The organism is Candidatus Tectomicrobia bacterium, assembly GCA_016192135.1.
Lineage (GTDB): Bacteria > UBA8248 > UBA8248 > UBA8248 > UBA8248 > 2-12-FULL-69-37.
The window spans coordinates 1-18,120 of record JACPUR010000011.1 but is presented as its reverse complement, the minus strand read 5'-3'; the positions used below and the strand labels follow the sequence as shown (position 1 = coordinate 18,120).

Genomic DNA, 18,120 nt, shown 5'->3' with positions numbered 1-18,120 from the left:
GATATGAATCCAGCCGCTCCCCGCCTTGTTCGGGAGGGTGAAGTTGCCGGTGAAGGTGGCCCCGGCCTGGAGCTCGATGGCGTCGCCCGGCTGGGCGGAGTTGAGCGCGGCCTGGAGGTCCCCTCCCGAGGGAACGGGGATGACTTGCCCCGCCGGCGCGGCCAGGGTGGTATCGAGGAAGGCTTGGGGAGGCGCTGGGGTCTGAGCGGCGGGCGCCGGGGGCGGGAAGAAGAGCGTCCCGGCCAGGGCCAGAGCGAAGAAGGCGCAGAGGGAACGGGGGAAGGCGCGGCGACCTTTCATGGGGGATCCATCCATGGGGGATTCGTCCGGGGAAGGACCGGCGGCGGGCCGCTTCCGGAAGAATTCGGGTTTTCCCCGAGGGGTTATAGAGGTGTTTCCCTCAATTCCGCCCCGGAATATACCTGCCTCGCGATACGGCAACGGAAACCTTGCGTTAGACGAACGTTAATTTTGCGGCCCGATTGCAGATAAATCCCTGAAGCCAAAAAACGGCCCCCGTTTTCTTCGCCCTACATGCGCGTCTTTGAGCCATTCCCCGCAAAAAAATCTCGGGTGACGGAAGGTGCGCGAAAATGAGGTAACGAGGCGTCCCTTTCCCCCTCGTATATTGGTCATCGGCCGGCTTCAGCCGACCCGGCGAGTGGAGAGATGGGGATGGTTTTGGACGGATGGGTTTCGGCAAAAAAAAGCACTGCCCCGTGGGAGGGGCGGTGCCGAGGCGAGCGGGGATTTATGCCTGGAATTCCTCAGATTTCCCCGATATTACCCGATATTCGAGGCAATTTTTTTCTTCACTGAAACGAGGAGCTAAAAAAGAAGAGGCAGGGGAGGCAGAACAGCATCAGGAGGGAGGCTCCGGCGAGAAACGCCCCGAACGGCAGGGCCGACGTCCAGGTCGCCCGCCCCGCGAGCACGAGGCCTAGGCCCACGGCCGTGCCCGCGGCCGAGGCCAGGAGGACGGCGGCGAGCCAGCCCCCGGGACCCAGGGCCGCTCCCATCAGGGCCGCCAGCTTCACGTCCCCGGCCCCCATCCCCTCCCGCCCCCGGAGGCGGCGGTAGGCCTCCCGCACGAGGAAAAATCCGCCCCCTCCCGCGATGAGCCCCAGACCCGCGCCGAGGAGTGTGGGAGGCCCCGGGAGCGGCGCCCCGAGAAAGGCGGCGAGGAGGCCCGCGGCGACGAAGCCGTCCGGGATGATCCGGTGCCGGAGGTCCACCGCCGCCACGGCCAGGAAGACGCAGGCGAGGCCGAACGTGCGGAAGAACTCCGGCGAGAACCCCTCCTGGAGATAGGCCGCCACGGCCAGGGCCGCCGCGCCCAGCTCGGCCAGGAGATGGCCCGCTCCGATGGCGGCCCCGCAGCGGCGGCAGCGGCCCCTCTGGAGGAGGTAGCTGAGGACGGGGACGAGCTCCGCGGGGCCGAGGGGGGCACCGCAGCCCTCGCAGCGGGAACGGGGGCGCAGCACCGAGAGGCCGCGCGGGACGCGCTCGATGCAGGTGCCGAGGAAGCTGCCCGCGCACAGGCCCAGGGCGGCGGCGAAGGCGAGGCGGAGAAGCTCCCCCGCGGCCACTCAGAGCATCCGCCAATAGACGATGCTCACTTGCTCCTTCTCCCTCTTGAGGACGGCCAGGAGGCGCTTGCGCATCCGGCCACCCTCGGTTTCGGATTCGACGGAGAAGAACCGGCTCTCCACACCCAGCATGGGAGCCACCTTGTTGTAGAGGGCATCCGTCATCCCGGAGAGCTTCTTGAGGTCTGCCAGCTCGCGGATGGGCTCCGCGTTCCGCCGCGCGACCAGGTCCTCCACGGCGTTCTCCGGCAGGTCCGGCAGGCTCAGGAGGACATCCCGCCCGGCGGTGTTCACGTTCACGGTCTCGCCGGAGTAGAGGGTCAGGCGGCCGCTCAGGCCCAGGTCGGGGGCCTCCCCCCGGTCGGGGAACCCCAGGGCGCGGAGGACCTTGGGCGTGTAACCCCGTACCAGCCGCAGCTCCGAGAGGGAATCGAGTGTGCCGTTCTTGACCGGATAGGGGCGGGGAAGGCTCTGGTAGTAGGCCGTCTCGCTCCCCCCCGCGCGGGCGTCCGCGTCGGGATCGATCCAGTCCCGCAGGAAGTCCACCAGGGCGGGGTCCAGCTTGAGCCGATCGAACAGCTTCTTGAGGGCCCGGGCGGTCCCCTCCTGCCGCGCCGCGGCCGCGGAGGCCAGGGCGTTCAAGTTGATCTTGGCGGACTCGTCGTGGACGCGGAAGCGCACCGGGATGCCGCCCAGGGTCAGCGTCCCGTCGAGCCTCGCCCATTTCTGGCCGAGGGAGGTGAAGGCCTCCTTCTCCTCCCGCAGGGCGGAGATGACGAGGGCGACCGGGGCCTGGACCGCCCACCGCGCCCGGAGGTCGTCGCGGAAGGCGTCCGCCAGATGGGTTTCGTCCAGGGCGCTCCCGGCGATCTCGGCCGCGATCATGGCGAGCAGGCCCGTGGCCGCGATGGCCATGAGGAGAGCCGCGCCGCGCTGGCGGCCGAGCCGCCTTCTGGCCTCCCGGATCACCTCGCCCCCCCTCCCGCCGGAGGCGCCCCCTTCTCCGGCGCAGGAAGCCTGGCGCCCGCCGGGAGGGCGATGAGGGTCGAGAAGGCCGCGTCCCCCGCCCCCCCGCCGCCCTCGAGAATGAAGGTCACCCGCACGGCGGCGGGCAGGGAGGCCGGCCCCCGGCCCGCCCAGGCATCGCTGCGGGTCCCCTTCCGGTCCAGGTACTCGAAGCGCAGCTCCTTCACGCCCTCCAGGATGACCGTGGAGCGGCCCTCGGCCAAAACCTCGCCGTTGAGCGGCCTCTTCTGCCGCAGCAGGCGGTTCCCCTCCCCGTCCGTGGCCAGCCAGTAGGCGACGACGGCGAGGTCGTCGGTCTGCTGCACGGACTGCCCCCATGTGTAGACCGGGGTCACGAACTCGATGCGGTCGGCCCGGCCCGTGTCGGCGTCCCCCCGATCCCCCGAGAAGAGCGGGGCCGCCTCCACCGGCGGGACGAACAGCCCCTCCAGGTCGGCCGCCATCCGCTGCATCGCGCGGCGGGCGGCCTGGTGGTGCTCCATGCGCTCCCGGAGCCGGCGGGCGTGGGCCGCGCTCGATCCGACACTCACGTAGAGCGCCGCCATGACGAAGGAGAGGATGGCGAGGGCGACCATCAGCTCGAGCAGCGAGAATCCCCGGGGGGCGCCCGGGCCCTTGCCCCGGAGGCGGCGGGAGGCGTCAGGGATCCGCGACATAGGTCGAGACCTCCAGGATAGGGGAGGCGGCCGCCCGGGGGCGCACCCGCACGAGGACCGAATGGACCCCCGGATGCCGCGTGGCCGTGACCAGAACCTCCCAAAAGAGCTCGCCGCCCGAGGCCGCGCGGACGCTCCCCCTGCCCGCGCGGACCGCGGAGATTTGGGCCTCCGACAGCTTTTCCTGGGCGAGGAGGACGGCGTCCGTGAGCTGGCTGGTGCGCTCGTAGACGCGGAACCCCTGATACTGGAGGCGGAAGGTCACGGCCGCCACGAGGCTGATGATGACGAGCGCCACCATCAGCTCGATGAGGGTGAAGCCTTCCTCTCTCCGGCTACCGCGCATGGGCCTCGACCCTTCCCCGCTGGACGTCCACCCGGTTCAGGAAGGGGTGGACGGTGAGCGTCCGCTCGTGCCGGCGGCCGTCGGACAGGTAGAGATAGATTTCCTGCGTCTCGCCCGTGGGCAGGATCCGCAGCTCCGCCTCCCCCTCCGAGATCTCCTTCCCGCTCCCCCAGCGCACCCGGCGGAGCTGGATCCCCCGCGAGAGCTCCCCGGCGGGCACGGGAGAGCCCTGCAGGGGGTTCCAGTTGCCCAGGTTGTCCATTCCCTCGGCCTTCCAGGCGCCGGCCGGCAGCCGCAGGCGGAGGCGGACCATGAGGCCCGAGGATACGGCGTGGTTCCTCAGCTTGCGTATGCCCTCCGCCAGCGCGAGGGCGTCGGCCCGCAGGGCGCCGGAGCCCTCCGGCGGCATGAACCGCGTGAGGGCCAGCCCGAAGAGCAGGCCGGCCACCAGGAGGGCGACGGCCAGCTCGACCAGGGTGAAGCCCTCCTCAGCGGAGGTCCCAGCTCCCGATGTCGGCATTCTCCCCCTCGCCCCCCTCTTTCCCGTCCGCCCCGAGGGAGCGGATCTCGAATTCCCGGCCCTGCGCCCCCGGAGCCATGTACACGTAGGGGTTGCCCCACGGGTCGCGCGGAACCTGCCCACCCTCCAAATAGCCCCCGGGAGGGTAGTTCCGGGGGGCGGTCCCCCGCGCGGGAGGCCGCACCAGGGCCTCCAGGCCCTGCTCCGTCGTCGGATAGCCGCCGCTGTCCAGCTTGTAGAGCTGCAGGGCGTTGACGAGGCTGCGCATTTGGAGCTTGGCCGCCGTCCGGCGCGCCTCTTCGGTGCGGCCCATCAGGCGGAAGCCGATGACGCCGATCAGAAGGCCCAAGATGACGATCACCACCATCAGTTCGATGAGCGTGAACCCCGCGCTTCGGCGCTTCTTTTCTTCTTCCAAGCCGTTCTCCTTCCGGTTCATCGCGCGGCGCCCTCCGGGCCGCGGGGTTTCTCCTGGGTCCGCTTCGAGGAAAAGGCGGAAACCGAGGCGCCGAGCGCCACCCGGCCCGGCTGCCGGGTCGAGCGCTCGAGGCTCAGGCGGCTCACGCGCAGGAGCCTCGGCGCATCCGCCAGCCGCCGGAGGTACTCCACCGCCTGCGCCATGGTCAGGTCCTCGAAGCGGATGAGCATCTCGATGCGCTGGTAATCGGGGGTCCCCGCGGACTCGGACGGGTTCATCGCCACCAGCTTCTCGCGGATGCCCGTCATTCCAGCGGTTTCCTCCAGGAAATAGAAAAGGGAGAAATCGTCCCCCTGCCGGATGAGGCGCTTCTCGACCGTCTTCAGGTCCGCATCGTGGCGGCGGTACCGGGCCAGCAGGCCCTCGAGCGAGCGGAGCTGGCCTTCGTGCCGTTCCCGGCTCGCGATGAGTTCCTGACGCCGCTGCCAGAGCGGGCGGAAGACCCACTCCTCCATCCCTATCAGCACCGCCAGGGCCAGGCCGGCCGCGACGAAAATGGATTCCCGGCGCGACAGCTTCTTCATCGCCTTCTCTCCTCGGGGGCGCCCGGGAACGGGATGCGCATCAGAAAATGCACCTCCTGCTTTCCCTCGATGAGGCGGGCCTGCTTGACCTCGAGCCGCTCGAAGCCCCGCTCGAGCATGAGGCCGGACTTGATCCGGTCCACGCCCTCGAAGCCGTAGGTTTCCCCCTCCAGCGAGAGCCCCATCTCGTCGATCTCCATCCGGTTGATCCGCACCTTGATCGTGGCGGGGATGGCCCGGCTCACCTTCGCGATCGCCTCGAGGGGATCGCCGCCGTTCCCCGGGCCGCCCGTCAGGAAGTCCAGCCGCACGGCCTGCTCCTGGATCTGGGCCGCCAGCTGGCTCTGCGCGTCCACGATGCGCGTGCCCTGCGGGAACACCTCGTCGAAAACCGCGCGGACCTGCTGTTCCGCGGCCGCGGCCCGGCGCGCCTCCCGCCGGACCTTGAGGGCCAGGTCCGCGTAGCCGAGCGTCCCGAAGGCGAGGACCGCGGCGGCGGCCGCGGCGGCGGGGCGCTTCAGCCCTTCCCAGCCCGGACGCAGCGCGAGCTCTTCCTGGCGCAGGTCGAACGGGGTCCGCAGCGGATTCAGCGCGCTGAAGCCCGCCCCTAGGGCCGCGCCGATGCGCATGAGGATGTCCGGCGGCGGGGCCGCGTCCGCGGGCAGGAGGGAGCCGGGCCCGAGGGAGAGGGGGCGGCAGGGGAGGTTCAGCGCCCCTTCGAGGGCCGATGCGAGCTGCTCCGTGCCGCCCGCCCCGGCCAGGACCAGCCGCTCCACCTCGAAGCCGGCCTTGGGCGAGCCTTGCCAGCTCCAAAGCGCCATCTGGAGCTCGCGCACGACCGCCTCCTCGCCGCCTTCCTCCGGGCGGTCCGGGAAGGGCTTGCGCCGAAAGGTCCGGAGGTGGACGGGCAGGCCGTCCTTCGCGACGAGGAAGGTCGCGTGCCCCGCTTCCACGTGCGCCACTCCCAGCCCGCCCCGGGCCAGGTCCGGGGCGAGGCTCCGCGCCGCCTCCAGTTCGGCCAGGGGGGAGTAATGCACCCGGTCCGGGAAGAGCCCCAGGCGCTCCAGCCGGCCGAGATGGCGGGCGAGGGCGGTCTTGGGGACGGCCACCGCGAAGACATCGGCACCCTCGGGGGCGGTCCGGGGCGCCGGGACGAAATCGGCCAGCGTCTCCTCCACGGTGAGAGGGATCTCGCCCTCCATCGCCGACTTGACGACCTGACGCGCCTTGGACATCCGGCGGAAGGGGAAATGAAGCGGGGCCGAGAACCCCTCCGGCCCGGGCAGGCTCGCCACCGTCAGGGAGGGCCGGCCCCCCTGGGCCGCCATCCAGCCCCTCAGCGCGTCCTGTGCCTCCCGCCAGGCGTCCTCGCCCTCCTCCTCCGGCGGAAGATCCAGGCCCAGGAACCCCTCCAGCGCGGGCTGCCTCCATCCCCAGCGGATGCCGGCGGCGTGCAGGGAGCGGCCACTCAGCTCGATCCCGATGATCCTGCGGAACATGCGATGGATTCCCTTCGTCCTGGGATCAGCGGATGAGCTGGCTGATCTCGAAAAGCGGCAGCAGCGTCGCCACCACGATGAAGCCGACCACGGCCCCCATCACCAGGATGAGCAAGGGCTCCACCAGCGACATGAGGGTTTGGATGGTGGCCTCCGACTCCTGATCCAGATAATCCGAGACGTGAATCAGCATCTTGTCCAAGGAGCCCGATTGCTCGCCCACGCCCACCATATCGGTGAAGAGCGGCGGGAAGAGCCCGCTCCTCTCCAGGGTCGAGCCCAGCCGCTTGCCCTTGTGGACCTCCTCCCGGGCCTCCTCCACCGCGGCCTCCAGGGCCGTGTTCGTCAGCACGAGCCGGGCGACGGAGGCGGCCTCCAGGATGGGCAGGCCCGCCGCCAGGAGCACCCCCAGCGTCCGCCCGAAGCGCGCCACCGCCCGCTTGTGCACCAGGCCGCCAATCAGCGGGATCCGCAGCTTCGCCCGGTCGATGAACTCCCGGCCCTGCTTGGTGAAGCTCCAGGCGACGGCGGCCCCGGCCAAGATGGCGACGCCGAGCAGGATGAGCGCGTAGTGCGCGCTCAGCGCCTCGCTCGCCTGGATGAGCATCCGGGTGGGCCAAGGGAGCTCCTGGCGCGCCTGCCGGAAGATCTGGACGACGTTCGGCACCACGTAGATCATCATGAAGAACATCGCGGCGAAGCCGACCAGCGTCATCAGGGCGGGATAAGCGAGCGCCCCCGTCAGCCTCCTCCGGAGCTTCTGCTGGAGCTCCAGGTAGTGGGCCAGGCGCTCCAGCACGGTGCCCAGGGCCCCGCTGCTCTCCCCGGCGCGCACCATGCTGACGTACAGATTCGAGAAGACGCGGGGATAGGCGCCCATCGCGCCGGAGAGGGAGGCGCCCTCGTTCACGGCCTCCCGGATCTTCGTCAGCACGCGCCGGGCGGCTTCCTCCCGAGTCTGGCGGATGAGCAAAGAAAACGCAGGGACCACTTGGATCCCCGCGTTCAGGAGCGTCGCCAGCTGACGCGTGAAGCCGACCAGTTCCGCGAACGAGAGCCGCTCCCCCCGGAACGGGAGCGCGAGGAGGGGCGAGGTCCAGAATCCCGCCCGGTCGTCGCGGACCTCGACGGGATAGAACCCTTTCCTGCGGATCGCCTCCCGCGCCGAAACGAGGCTCTCCGCGACGATCTGATCTTCGTGGGCGCGGCCCTTCGAATCCAGCGCCCGGTACACGAATACCGGCATCCCCTACCTTCCGTCCCGCATAGCGTCCACTATGTCTGAATGATGCGGAGCACTTCTTCCGGGGTGGTGACTCCGGCGGCCACCTTCCGGGCTCCGTCGGCCAGGAGCGTCCGCATCCCTTTCTTGACGGCGGCGGCGTTGAGCGTGGAGGCGTCCTTCCGGGCCATGATCAGCTCCCGAAGGTCGTCGTCGATCGTCAGCAGCTCGAAAATCCCGGTGCGGCCCCGGTAGCCCGTCTGATAGCACTCCGGGCAGCCCCTCCCGCGCCGGAGGCGGCCCGAGAGGGCGGGAATCTCCTCCGCTGGGATGCCCATCCGCTCCAGCGCCCCCGCCTCCGCCGGCGCCGCCTCGGCGCAGCGGGGGCAGACCCGGCGGCCCAGGCGCTGGGCCAGGACGGCGATGACGGACGAGGAGATGAGGAACGGCTCGATCCCCATGTCCACGAGACGCGTGATCGCCCCGACGGCGTTGTTCGTATGGAGGGTGCTGAAGACCAGGTGCCCCGTCAGGGAGGCGTGGATGGCCACCTCGGCCGTCTCCCGGTCCCGGATTTCGCCCACGAGGATGATGTCCGGGTCCTGGCGAAGCACCGACCGGAGCCCCTCGGAGAAGCCGAAGCCCGTCTTGGTCGACACCTGCATCTGGGCGATGCCGTCGAGCTGGTATTCGACGGGATCCTCGATGGTCATGATGTTCGTGTGCGTCTGATGAAGCTTCTGGATGGCCGCGTAGAGAGTGGTCGTCTTGCCGCTGCCGGTCGGCCCCGTGACCAGGATGATGCCGTGCGCCCGGCGGATGAGGCCCTCGAAGGCGGTGAACTGGCCGCCCGATAGCCCGATGTCCTCCAGCGAGTGGAGCATGCTGCTCCGGTCCAGGAGGCGCAGGACGAGCCGCTCTCCGTGGATGGTCGGCACGGACGAAACGCGCATGTCGATCTCGCGGCTCCCGACCTTCCGCTGGATGCGCCCGTCCTGGGGCAGGCGGCGCTCGGCGATGTCCATTCCGGCCATGATCTTCAGGCGGGCGGTCACGGGGGCCTGATAGCGCTGGTCGAAGCGGAGAACGTCGTGCAGGACGCCGTCCACCCGGAGGCGGACGCGCATCTCCCTCTCGAAGGGCTCCCAGTGGATATCGCTGGCCCGGTCCCTCGCCGCCTGGTAGATGACGCGGTTGACCAGCTTGATGACGGGAGCGTCGTGGGAGAGGTCGAGCTCCTCTCCCAGCTCCGTCCCTTCGGGCGCCTCGATGGCGGAGCCGCCGACATCGAGCTCCTCGATCATGGCCCCGGCGGAATGCTCCTCGCGCTCATAAAGGGAATGGATGGCGCTCAGGATGACCCGCTCGGGCGCCAGCGCGATCTCGGTCCGCATCTCCAGGGCCGAGCCCAGGGCGTCCACGGGAGCCATGTTGAGCGGATTCACGGTGGCGACGAGGAGGCCGCCGTTCTCCTGCCGGGCGGGCACCACCTTGTGCCGGAGCAGGAACGGAACGGGAAGGCGCCCCAGCAGGGACGGATCGAGCCCTCCGAGATCCAGCTCCTCCAGGTAGGGCACGTTCCACTGGCGCCCGAGCGCCTCCAGGAGGGCGCGCTCGGTGACCAGGCCTTTTCCCACCAGGATCTCCCCCAGCAGGCCTCCGCTCAACCGCTGCTCGGCCAGCGCCGAATCCAGCCGGGCCGGGTCCAGCCCCGCCGTCTCCTGCAGCCATTCCCCCAGCCGCTTCCGTTCCTGAACCGCGAAATTCACATCCTCTCCTTGATGGAGGGCCTCAACGGCCGCCGAATGAGCCCGGTCTCCTCCTTCTTGAACTCCGTCAGGTGGCGGTGCTCCTCCGGCGTGACCACGATCCGCGGGGTGATGAAGATCAAAAGGTTCGTCTTGATCCTCCGCGCCGCCTGCGAGCGGAACAGCCCGCCCAGGATGGGTACGTCCCCCAGCAGCGGGACCTTCGTGTTGGCGTCGGTGATGTCGTCCCGGATGAGCCCTCCGATGACAACCGTCTGCCCGTCCTCAATCGTCACCGCGGTCGCCGCCTGGCGCTTGGTGGTGGTCACCGCGCCCACCTGGGCCTCCGTCACGAAGTTGGTGATCTCATGGAATATCTTCATCCGCACGAAGCGGTTCGGACTGATGTGCGGGATGATGCGCAGTTTCACCCCGATGTCCCGGAATTCGAAGGTCTGCACCGTGGAGCCCTCGGCCGTCGTCTGCGCTTGAATCACGAAGGGCCGGTTCTCGCCGACGATGATCTCCGCCTCCTCGTTATCGGTGGTGAGAATCTGCGGGGTCGAGAGGATGTTGATGTCTGATTCCGTCTCGAATGCGCGGATGAGCCCCCGGAGATCGAAGAAAGTCTGGCCGCCGAAAGTGATGGTGCCGCGCGCGGCCCCGAGCACCAGCCCGGCCGGCCCGGCGAAGGGAGAGGAGGCGAACTGATTGATGATGCCCTGGCTGCTGCCAGGCAGGGGGAGGTTGGTGCCGCCGATGACCCGGGTCTCGCCCTCCTTGGGGGCGCTGAGGATGCGCCATTCCAGGCCGAGCTCGCGGGCCTTGTCCAGCGTCATCTCCGCGATCAGGCCCTCCACGAGCACCTGGGAGCGCTGGATGTCCAGGTTCCGGATGATCTCGGACAGCGCCTGGAAGTCCTCCGGCGAGGCGCCGATGATGAGCGAATTGGTGGCCTTGTCCGGCGTGATGGTGACGTCCGCGAAGGTCGGCGCGGAGCCTCCGGCGGCGGACGGGGTCCGGCGGGGCGGCGCGGCGGGAGAGGCGGGGGCCGTCGTCCTGCCGCGCGCCGGCGCGGCCGCCACGCGCTGCACCGCCTCGGAGCGGGTCTCGATCTGCTGGGTCAGCACCCGCGCGAGCTCTTCGGCCACGGCGTTTTCCAAACGGTACACGTGAATCCGCCTCCGCTCGGGGGGAGGCGGAACGTCCAGCTTCCGGGCCAGGCTCTGCAGCCGGACCATCTCCGGAAGGGGCGCCAGGAGGATGAGCGAGTTGACCCGCTCGTCCGGAACCACCCGGACCTGCCTCAGCCTGCCCGGGGGCAGCGGAGGGCCGGGACCCCTGATGCCCCGGGCCGCCTCCGGCGATTCGATGATCTCCTCGCCCAGCCGCTCGAGCGTCGCCGCGAGCTCCTTCGCCTGGGCATGCCGAAGGTGCACGACCTCCACGACGGCGGAGGCCGCAGGGATGTCGAGGGAACGGACAATCGCCGTCAGCCGCTGCACGTTCGCCGCCGTGTCGGTCAGGACGATTGTATTGGAGGGCACATAGGGAATGATGTTGCCCTCCCGCGCCACCATGGATCGCAGGAGGGTGGACAAAGTGTTCGTGTCCGCGTGCTGGATCTGGATGATGGCGGTTACGATCCGATCCGAGGCGGAGAGCGTGCGGATATCGGGCTGGCGGACGGTCGGGACGCCCGAGCGGGAGATATCGGCCAGCGGAAGGATGCGCGTCACGTTCCCGGCGGGAACGGCGGTGAAGCCATAGGTATGAAGGATGGACAGGAAGACCTGATACACGTCCTGGAGGCGGATCCGCGTCGGGGTGATGATGGTCACCCTTCCCCGCACCTTCTCGTCCACCAGGAAGTTCCGGCCGGTGAGGTCGCTGATGTGCCGGATGACCACCCGGATGTCGGCATTGTCGAAATCGAGGATGACGCCTTCGGCCGCCGCGGCCGGAGGGGCGGGGGGAGCAGGGGCGGGCGCCTGAGCCCAGGCGGCCGGGCCCGCTCCGGCCAGAATCAGAGCCACCAGCGCCCGCCGCAGCGCCGCCCGCATCATCCAGCTCCATGCTCTTCTCATAAAGCGCCCTTTGTCATTGGACCTGAAAGGAGAGGCTGAGCTTGTTCCCGCCGCGGAGAAGCTCGACGGCGCTCTCGCCCCTTTCCAGCACCCGGCCCATGGCGGCGAACAATTCGGCTTCCGTCCTGACGGCGCTCCCATCGACGGCGAGGATGACGTCCCCCGGCTGGAATCCCAGGATCTGAAATACCCCCGCCTGAAGCGGGTACACCCGCACACCCGCGACGCCCCCCGGCAGGCCGTAGGGCTCCGTCCGGAAATAGCTCCTCGCCCGCTCCACCACCCGGGCCACCTGCTCCCGAGGCAGCCTGACAGCCGCGCTATCCGGCCCCGAGAGGGACGGGGGGCCCGTGGAGGCGCCGGGTTCCCGGGACGCGCCGGGGCCCGGAGAAGACGGCTTCCCCTGCGGCCCGCCGTCCTCCTTGTCCTCGAAGACGGTGAGGGTTTCGGTCCGCCCGCCGATCGCCAGCCGGACTTCCCCTCGCCTCACCCTCTCGACGACCGCTCCCTGGACCGTGTCTCCCTGCCGGTGGACGGATTGCCGCTTGGAAGCCACGTCCTCCAGGATTGCGTACCCGCCTCCTTTCGGGAACACGGTGGTGCCGACCAGCCGGAACTTGGCGGCGAAGTTTTCTTCCGGAGCCGCCGGGGGCGGCGGAGCCGACGCGGGCGGCGGAACCTCCCGTCGAGGCGCGGCCTGCGCCTGAGCGGGAGGCCGAGCCGGGGGGGCATCCGGCGCGAACAAATCCCGGCGGACGATGACCGAATAGTCGACGGCTGGCGGCTTCCGGACCGGATTCGCGGGAGGAGGCGGCGCCAGTGCGACGGGGGCGGGCTGCCATATGCCCAGATAGGTGAAGAAGGTGTCCACGGCCAGGACGGCGCCCGCCAGGCCGAAAAAAAAGGTTACTCCATATAGGAGATGACGGAGACTCATGGGCGGCGATTCTCCGCGGTGACCCCCAAAAGCGCCCGGAATGGAGGATCCGCGAGAAAGCGGCTGAATTCCCGCTCGCCGAGGGCCCGCTGCCGGGCGTCCGGGTCCTTGCGGATCGTCTGCGCGAGATAATCGCGCGCGGCCTTGGCGTTTCCGAGGCGCGCATAGAGGACGCTCAGGGCGTAGAGGGATTCAGAATCGCCCGGAGCGAGTTCCGCCGCCATGCGCAGTTCATTGATCGCCAGGATGTAGGAACCCTTCCTCGCGTACAGCCGCCCGAGCGCCGCGTGGGTGGCGGCGTGGCGGGGGCGCACGCGCAGCGCCGCGAGAAAATGCGCGATGGCCTCGTCCAGATCCTCTGGCTCGCTGACCTTCCTCGCCTCCGCCGGAGCTTGGGCCGGGAGGGCGGCGCCAGGCTGCCGGCCTTCACGGATACGGCCCTCCGGGGCCGGGGTTGCCGGAGGGAGCGCGGCGGCGGCCGCCTTTTTTTCTTCCGGAAGCCCCTGGAAGGAGGCGGTCCGGGCCGTCATTCCGGAAATCATCAAGGTCTCGGGCGGCGCCGCCCGCAACTCGGCCGCCGGTGCCGGCAGGGAGGAAAGGACGCCGGCCCTGCCTGAGCCGTCTTTTGGGGGAAAGGGCGCTCGCGGCGCGGCGTTCGCCGTGGGCGGGGCCGCCGTTCGCTGCGGCCCGGCCCCGGCCGCCTCGCGGTCTGAACGCTCCGGGGCTTGTTTTCCCCTTCCGCCCAGAGACCAGGCTCCCGCGCCGGCGGCCAATGCGAAAGCGAGGGCGAGGGCCGCAATCGGCCTCGGACGCCGCGCCCGCCCGGCCGCAGACCAGAAGAGGGGAGCGGAGCCTTCGCGGTGCGCGTACTGCCGCTCCCGCTCCGCCCGCTGAAGCGCTTTCAGGATGATGCTCACCGCCGGCCCTCCGCCTTCCAGGCCCGTCCTTCCCGAGTCTCCGCTACGGCCATCCCCAAATCCTTCCCGCCATGAAACCGGTGACAAGCCCGGCGAATACCGCGGCCGTCCACGCGATCCGCCTGGGCGGCAGGTCCCGCGCCGCCGCCATCAGGCTCCAGGGCCTCCACCGACCCATCCGGCTGGCGGCCATCTCGCGGCACGCCTCGGCCACGGCCGCCCGGTTGATGACGGGTTTCCCGTTCGAATAAGCGGCGAGGAGGGCCCTGTCGCAGAGGATGTTGATCTGGCGGGGGTTTCCTCCCGTCGCCCGGTAGACCGACTTCACCGCGCCGGCCGTGAATTCGAGCGGGCGGTGCAAGGCGGCGGTACGAAGGCGGTGTCGGATGTACTCCCGCGTGTCCTGGAGGTCGAAACCCCGCAGGTGATATCCGACGGCTATCCGCTCCCGAAGCTGCCGCATGGAATGCAGCCCCAGGATGACATTCAGCTCTTCCTGCCCCACCAGGATGATCTGGATGAGCTTGCTGCGTTCGGTCTCGAGATTCGACACGAGACGGATTTGCTCGAGCACCTCGAGCGGAAGGTTGTGGGCTTCGTCGATGATGAGAACGCAATTCTGCCCGCGCGGGTAACATTCCAGGAGGAATTCGTTCAAGCGATCGAGCGGCTTGTCGCCGGGCTGCATGTCGATTCCCAAGTCCCGGTTCATGCGGCGGAGAAGCCCATCGGCCGAGTCGATCGGGTTCAGGATGAGGGCCGTCTTCACATCATCGCCGAATGCGTTGAGAAGGCAGCGGCAGAGGAGCGTCTTGCCCGTGCCCACCTCGCCCGTGAGGAGGATGAAACCCTTCCGTTCCTCGACGCCGTATTTCAGGTGCGCAATCGCCTCGCGGTGCGCCCGGCTCAAGAAGACGTATTTGGGGTTGGGGGCAATCCCAAAGGGATTTTCTTTCAGTCCGAAGAACGCCGTGTACATCTCGATGGCCTCAAGCCGCCTCAGCGGACGATGCGCAGCCGCCCGCGGGGATACTTCTCCACGATGCCGAACGCCCGGATCGTCACTTCGCCGCCCTCTTCCGAGATCACCTCCGACGGCACCGGGCTCGGATTGTCGTCGATAAAGACGTTCGCCCGGTAAGGGATGAACTCCACGGGCTCCGCCGGCGATGACGGCTCAGAGGAGTCCCGCAAAGCGGCCTCGCGGGGAAGCCCCAGAATTTCCCGGAGGCGGGAATCGCGCTGGAGAGGCTGATAGCGGGCGGCCGTGCGGACGGTATGAAGGGTCTGGGGGCTCAGGCTCCCCGCCCGATCGATCAGCAGCAGGAGGGCCTCATCGATCCGTCCTTCCCGCACGTAGGCGTCGAGCAGGCCCAGGACGGCCGCATCCGCTTTGACGCCCGGCGTCTTCTCCGCATGACGGAGGGCGGCTTGATAGTCCTGGGCGGCGGCCTGGCGGCGGCCGGCCGACGCGTGCGCCTGCGCCCGGGCGAGATAGACCTCGTACCGGTCCGGAGCGAGATGCGCCGCGCGATCCAGGCTCCGAAGCGCCCCCGCCCAGTCCTTTCGCGCTGCGCGGAGCTTTCCGATCAAGAAGGGCGCGCGCCAGTCCTTGGGCTCCAGTTCGCCGGCCCTGTTCAAACTGGCTTCGGCTTCTTCATGCACGTTCAACCCCATCAGCGCTTCGCCCAGCAGGAGTTGATAGGCGAAACGGCCGCGCTCGCCGGAAGGGAGATTCTTGAGCAAGCGGGCCGCGGCGCCCGGCTTGTTTCCCCGGATCAGCACCCGGGCATGTTGGAGCGCGAAAAAGCCCTCCATCTCTTTCGGGAGCTCCAGCCGGTAGAGTCTTCCCTCCCTCACGAACACGATGGCCCCGCCCCCGGCGTCGAAAGCCGCCCGGCCGGCGCCCTCCAGCGCGGGATGGTCCAGCGGGACGGAAACCTTCTCCTTGACGGAGGTGAGGTGCAGGCCGCTTTCCCCGGAAACGATCCACAACCCGTCCGGAGAAAAATCGGGATAACTCGCGTCCGCCTCTTGTCCCGGAATCCGGTGACGGCCCTGTTCCTGACCGGTCCGGTCGAGCCAAATCACCTCGCCCCGTTCGGCGAGGATGATCGTTTGCCCGCGCCCGCCCAGCCGCGGATGTCGGGCCCGCGGCTCCCGGAAAACGGTCGAGGCGTGCCCCGCCACCGGATCCACCAGGAGCACGCCTCCGGGAGTGCCACAGAGGAGCGCGCGGTGCCTTTCCGACAGGTACGGGTGCTGGCATTCGCCCCGGTGAATGACCCTCATCGTGCCTTTTTGTATGTCGAAGGCGCCCACCTCGAGGCGGGGGCCGATGTCGACCGTCACCATCAGACGCTTTTCTTCGCGCTCGAACGAGGTGAACCCGGAAGAGCTCGAAATCCGCCGGGCCAGATCGACTCCATTGCCCGACAACGTATAGAGGTTGAAGCGCCTTTCCTCGCCCGCGGCGAACGCGATATCTCCCTCGCCGCTCACGGCCGGCGGTCCCAGGCCTCCGCCAGAAAGCCGGAGGCCGTCGCTGGGCAGGGTCAGCGGCAGAAGCCGAGTCTTGAACCCGGTGTCCCACGCCAGGACGGCTTGCTCCTTCTGAAGGGCGCCGCGGCGCTCCAGCGCCTCCCTCGCGCGCCGCAGCCCGTTGCGCGCCTCGGGCGCGGCCGGGCCCAGGGCGAGGGCGGTTTCGAAGGCTTTCTCCGCCCGTGCATACTGGCCCAGTGCGTAGGCAGTCTCCCCCAGAAGTAACCGCCCTTCCTTGTCGTCGGGAACGATTCCGGTGAAGCGCTCGAATTCCGTCAGCGCCGCCCGGTGGCGTCCCGCTTGACGGTAAAACTGACCCAGACCGTAAGCGGCGAACGCATTGCGGCTATCCATCGCCTGGGCTTGCAGGAATAGCTTCTCGGCCTTTTCCGGCAGGCCGAGGAACTGATACATCCGGCCCAACTTCTCCATATCTCCCGTTTCGAGCCTCTCGAAGCCCCCCGACTCGAACTTTCTCACCGCTTCCGCATAAAGGCGGTGGCGATGGGAGGCGGATCCTTCGCCGCCCTCCATCAGCTGAGCGAGATAGAAATAGACGGCCGGACCGCCCTTCCCGCCGCGATACTCCTCGTCCAGAAGCCGCCGCGTCTCCTTCCGGTACTGGACTTCGGCCGTCTCCCGATGGGATTTCCTCAGAATGGCGTTGAGCGTGTCCATCCGGTAGAAGACGACGCCGCTCCGCGCACCCGCGGTTTCCGCCTTGCGGTACGCCTCCCAGGCCGCCTCGAATGCCATGCGCTCGTAGGCGGCATCCCCCTGACGTATGAAGGGCAGCGCCTCGGCCTGAGAGGTTTCCGGCTGCGCCGTGATTGCCGCGCAACCCGACAGAAGAACGCTCGCCACCATCCAAAAGGCGAAGCGGCAGAAGAAAAACGCCGCCGGGTTCTCCCTGGCCATGGCTACCCTCCGCTTCGGAAGCATGCCCGGCACCGCTCCGCTCGGCCTTGCAGGCCTGGCATCGAGGCACGAAGGCTGGCGAGCTGGAACAGCCCGAGATGAAGTAGGCGGTATGCCGCCGGCGCGAAGCGAACGGAAAAAATCGTCAAACATAAGAGATAAATGGGTCGCGTCGGTCTTAGGCGCTTCAGCAAAGCGATCGAAATCGGCGGCAGGACAAATGAGGCGAACGGGAAGGAGCGCGCCAGTTCTCAGACGGCGCAAAACAGATAGGAAAAAGTAAATTTAAATTTACACCCACTCCTTGGCCAGGAATTTTGGGATACCAAGGTCCCTTACGTCAAGCCGAATGTCGCGTGGATTGAAACCGAAAGCGCTATCCCTTCTCCACTCGAAAGCCGGCTGTCTCGGCCAATCAAGGCAAGCACCCCCGGCCGCTGCATGAAAAACTTTCAATCTCCTGCTCCGCGCGCACAATAGCATGGAAGCCTGACCCCCATTCCTTGTCTCTTGTGCCGCTTGAACCTCTGGGCTGCTCCGTCCGGGCTTTCGCCGAAAGGCACACGAAATTTGCCTCAAAAGGTCTGGCGCAATTTGGACGATCTCTCCCGGCGAGTTCCTGCGAATGCCCACGCAGCCCCCAAGAATTAACTCAAATATTACATAAATCTGATTCAAGATTCATTTTTTAATTACAGGCCGCAGTTATATTCCGTACGAGTTCCAGGTGAATCCCTGATCTCTTACTTAGGAGAACTACCGAAGTCCGGAGATTTGAATCCAATTCAAAGTCATTGGCTGGAGGTTTTCAAATGGCAACGCACCGCCGATTCCGTATGTGCTATGTTAGCCCAATTCTGCTCCTGATGTTTTTTGGCTCCATCGTTTTGTCTCCGCATCCGGCCGCCGCTCAGGCGACCTTGCCCCAGGTCTATCTCGACACCACCTTGACGGCGCCGGCGGGAAAGGTGATCCCCGTTCCCTCGGGAGGGGACCTCCAGGCCGCGCTCAACTCCGCCCAGCCGGGCGACGCCATCGAGCTCCAGGCCGGGGCCACCTTCACCGGCAACTTCACCCTCCCGAACAAGGCGGGGAGCGGCTGGATTCATATC

Annotated in this window: 17 protein-coding genes; 1 reads left to right on the top strand and 16 read right to left on the bottom strand. The window is 68.2% G+C overall.

What is annotated here, in order from left to right; all coding sequences use genetic code 11:
- The 16 genes from HYZ11_04075 to HYZ11_04000 form a co-directional block, all read right to left on the bottom strand.
- The coding region (locus tag HYZ11_04075) for a hypothetical protein (GenBank protein ID MBI3126764.1) at nt 1–300 on the bottom strand (300 nt) is incomplete at its 3' end.
- 512 nt (nt 301–812) lie between these two features.
- Nucleotides 813–1,589, bottom strand: coding sequence for a prepilin peptidase (locus tag HYZ11_04070; protein ID MBI3126763.1), 777 nt, complete (start codon nt 1,587–1,589; stop codon nt 813–815).
- Complete coding sequence (gene gspK, locus HYZ11_04065) at nt 1,590–2,558, bottom strand: type II secretion system minor pseudopilin GspK (protein MBI3126762.1); 969 nt, start codon at nt 2,556–2,558, stop codon at nt 1,590–1,592. It abuts the gene before it with no gap.
- Nucleotides 2,555–3,271, bottom strand: a complete 717-nt coding sequence (locus HYZ11_04060) for a prepilin-type N-terminal cleavage/methylation domain-containing protein (GenBank protein MBI3126761.1) — start codon at nt 3,269–3,271, stop codon at nt 2,555–2,557. Before HYZ11_04060 ends, gspK begins: the two co-directional genes overlap by 4 nt.
- Nucleotides 3,255–3,617 carry a type II secretion system protein gene (locus HYZ11_04055; protein ID MBI3126760.1) on the bottom strand — a complete coding sequence of 121 codons (363 nt, stop codon included), beginning with the start codon at nt 3,615–3,617 and terminating at the stop codon, nt 3,255–3,257. Before HYZ11_04055 ends, HYZ11_04060 begins: the two co-directional genes overlap by 17 nt.
- Nucleotides 3,607–4,137, bottom strand: coding sequence for a prepilin-type N-terminal cleavage/methylation domain-containing protein (locus HYZ11_04050; protein ID MBI3126759.1), 531 nt, complete (start codon nt 4,135–4,137; stop codon nt 3,607–3,609). The genes HYZ11_04055 and HYZ11_04050 overlap by 11 nt, the downstream gene beginning before the upstream one ends.
- Nucleotides 4,106–4,576 carry a type II secretion system major pseudopilin GspG gene (gspG, locus tag HYZ11_04045; GenBank protein MBI3126758.1) on the bottom strand — a complete coding sequence of 157 codons (471 nt, stop codon included), beginning with the start codon at nt 4,574–4,576 and terminating at the stop codon, nt 4,106–4,108. The genes HYZ11_04050 and gspG overlap by 32 nt, the downstream gene beginning before the upstream one ends.
- Nucleotides 4,573–5,139 (bottom strand): hypothetical protein, encoded by a 567-nt coding sequence (locus HYZ11_04040; GenBank protein ID MBI3126757.1) that lies wholly within the window; start codon nt 5,137–5,139, stop codon nt 4,573–4,575. Before HYZ11_04040 ends, gspG begins: the two co-directional genes overlap by 4 nt.
- Nucleotides 5,136–6,638: a hypothetical protein gene (locus HYZ11_04035; protein ID MBI3126756.1), complete on the bottom strand. Its 1,503-nt coding sequence runs from the start codon at nt 6,636–6,638 to the stop codon at nt 5,136–5,138. Before HYZ11_04035 ends, HYZ11_04040 begins: the two co-directional genes overlap by 4 nt.
- 25 nt (nt 6,639–6,663) lie before the next feature.
- The gene (locus HYZ11_04030) at nt 6,664–7,884 is read right to left on the bottom strand and encodes a type II secretion system F family protein (GenBank protein ID MBI3126755.1); all 1,221 of its coding nucleotides are present in this window, start codon (nt 7,882–7,884) and stop codon (nt 6,664–6,666) included.
- Between the two features lie 29 nt (nt 7,885–7,913).
- Nucleotides 7,914–9,629, bottom strand: coding sequence for a type II secretion system ATPase GspE (gene gspE, locus HYZ11_04025; GenBank protein ID MBI3126754.1), 1,716 nt, complete (start codon nt 9,627–9,629; stop codon nt 7,914–7,916).
- Nucleotides 9,626–11,671 carry a type II secretion system secretin GspD gene (gene gspD, locus HYZ11_04020; protein ID MBI3126753.1) on the bottom strand — a complete coding sequence of 682 codons (2,046 nt, stop codon included), beginning with the start codon at nt 11,669–11,671 and terminating at the stop codon, nt 9,626–9,628. Before gspD ends, gspE begins: the two co-directional genes overlap by 4 nt.
- Before the next feature lie 37 nt (nt 11,672–11,708).
- On the bottom strand, nt 11,709–12,632 hold the full coding sequence (locus HYZ11_04015) for a hypothetical protein (GenBank protein MBI3126752.1): 924 nt from the start codon (nt 12,630–12,632) through the stop codon (nt 11,709–11,711).
- Nucleotides 12,629–13,162 carry a hypothetical protein gene (locus tag HYZ11_04010; GenBank protein MBI3126751.1) on the bottom strand — a complete coding sequence of 178 codons (534 nt, stop codon included), beginning with the start codon at nt 13,160–13,162 and terminating at the stop codon, nt 12,629–12,631. The genes HYZ11_04015 and HYZ11_04010 overlap by 4 nt, the downstream gene beginning before the upstream one ends.
- 430 nt (nt 13,163–13,592) lie before the next feature.
- Nucleotides 13,593–14,528, bottom strand: coding sequence for an AAA family ATPase (locus HYZ11_04005; protein ID MBI3126750.1), 936 nt, complete (start codon nt 14,526–14,528; stop codon nt 13,593–13,595).
- A 20-nt stretch (nt 14,529–14,548) separates the two neighbouring features.
- Nucleotides 14,549–17,008, bottom strand: a complete 2,460-nt coding sequence (locus HYZ11_04000; protein ID MBI3126749.1) for a tetratricopeptide repeat protein — start codon at nt 17,006–17,008, stop codon at nt 14,549–14,551.
- Nucleotides 17,009–17,928: 920 nt separating this feature from the next.
- On the opposite strand from HYZ11_04000, the gene HYZ11_03995 reads away from it, so the two are divergent.
- Nucleotides 17,929–18,120, top strand: a 192-nt coding sequence (locus HYZ11_03995) for a hypothetical protein (GenBank protein ID MBI3126748.1), incomplete at its 3' end; no start/stop codon positions are given.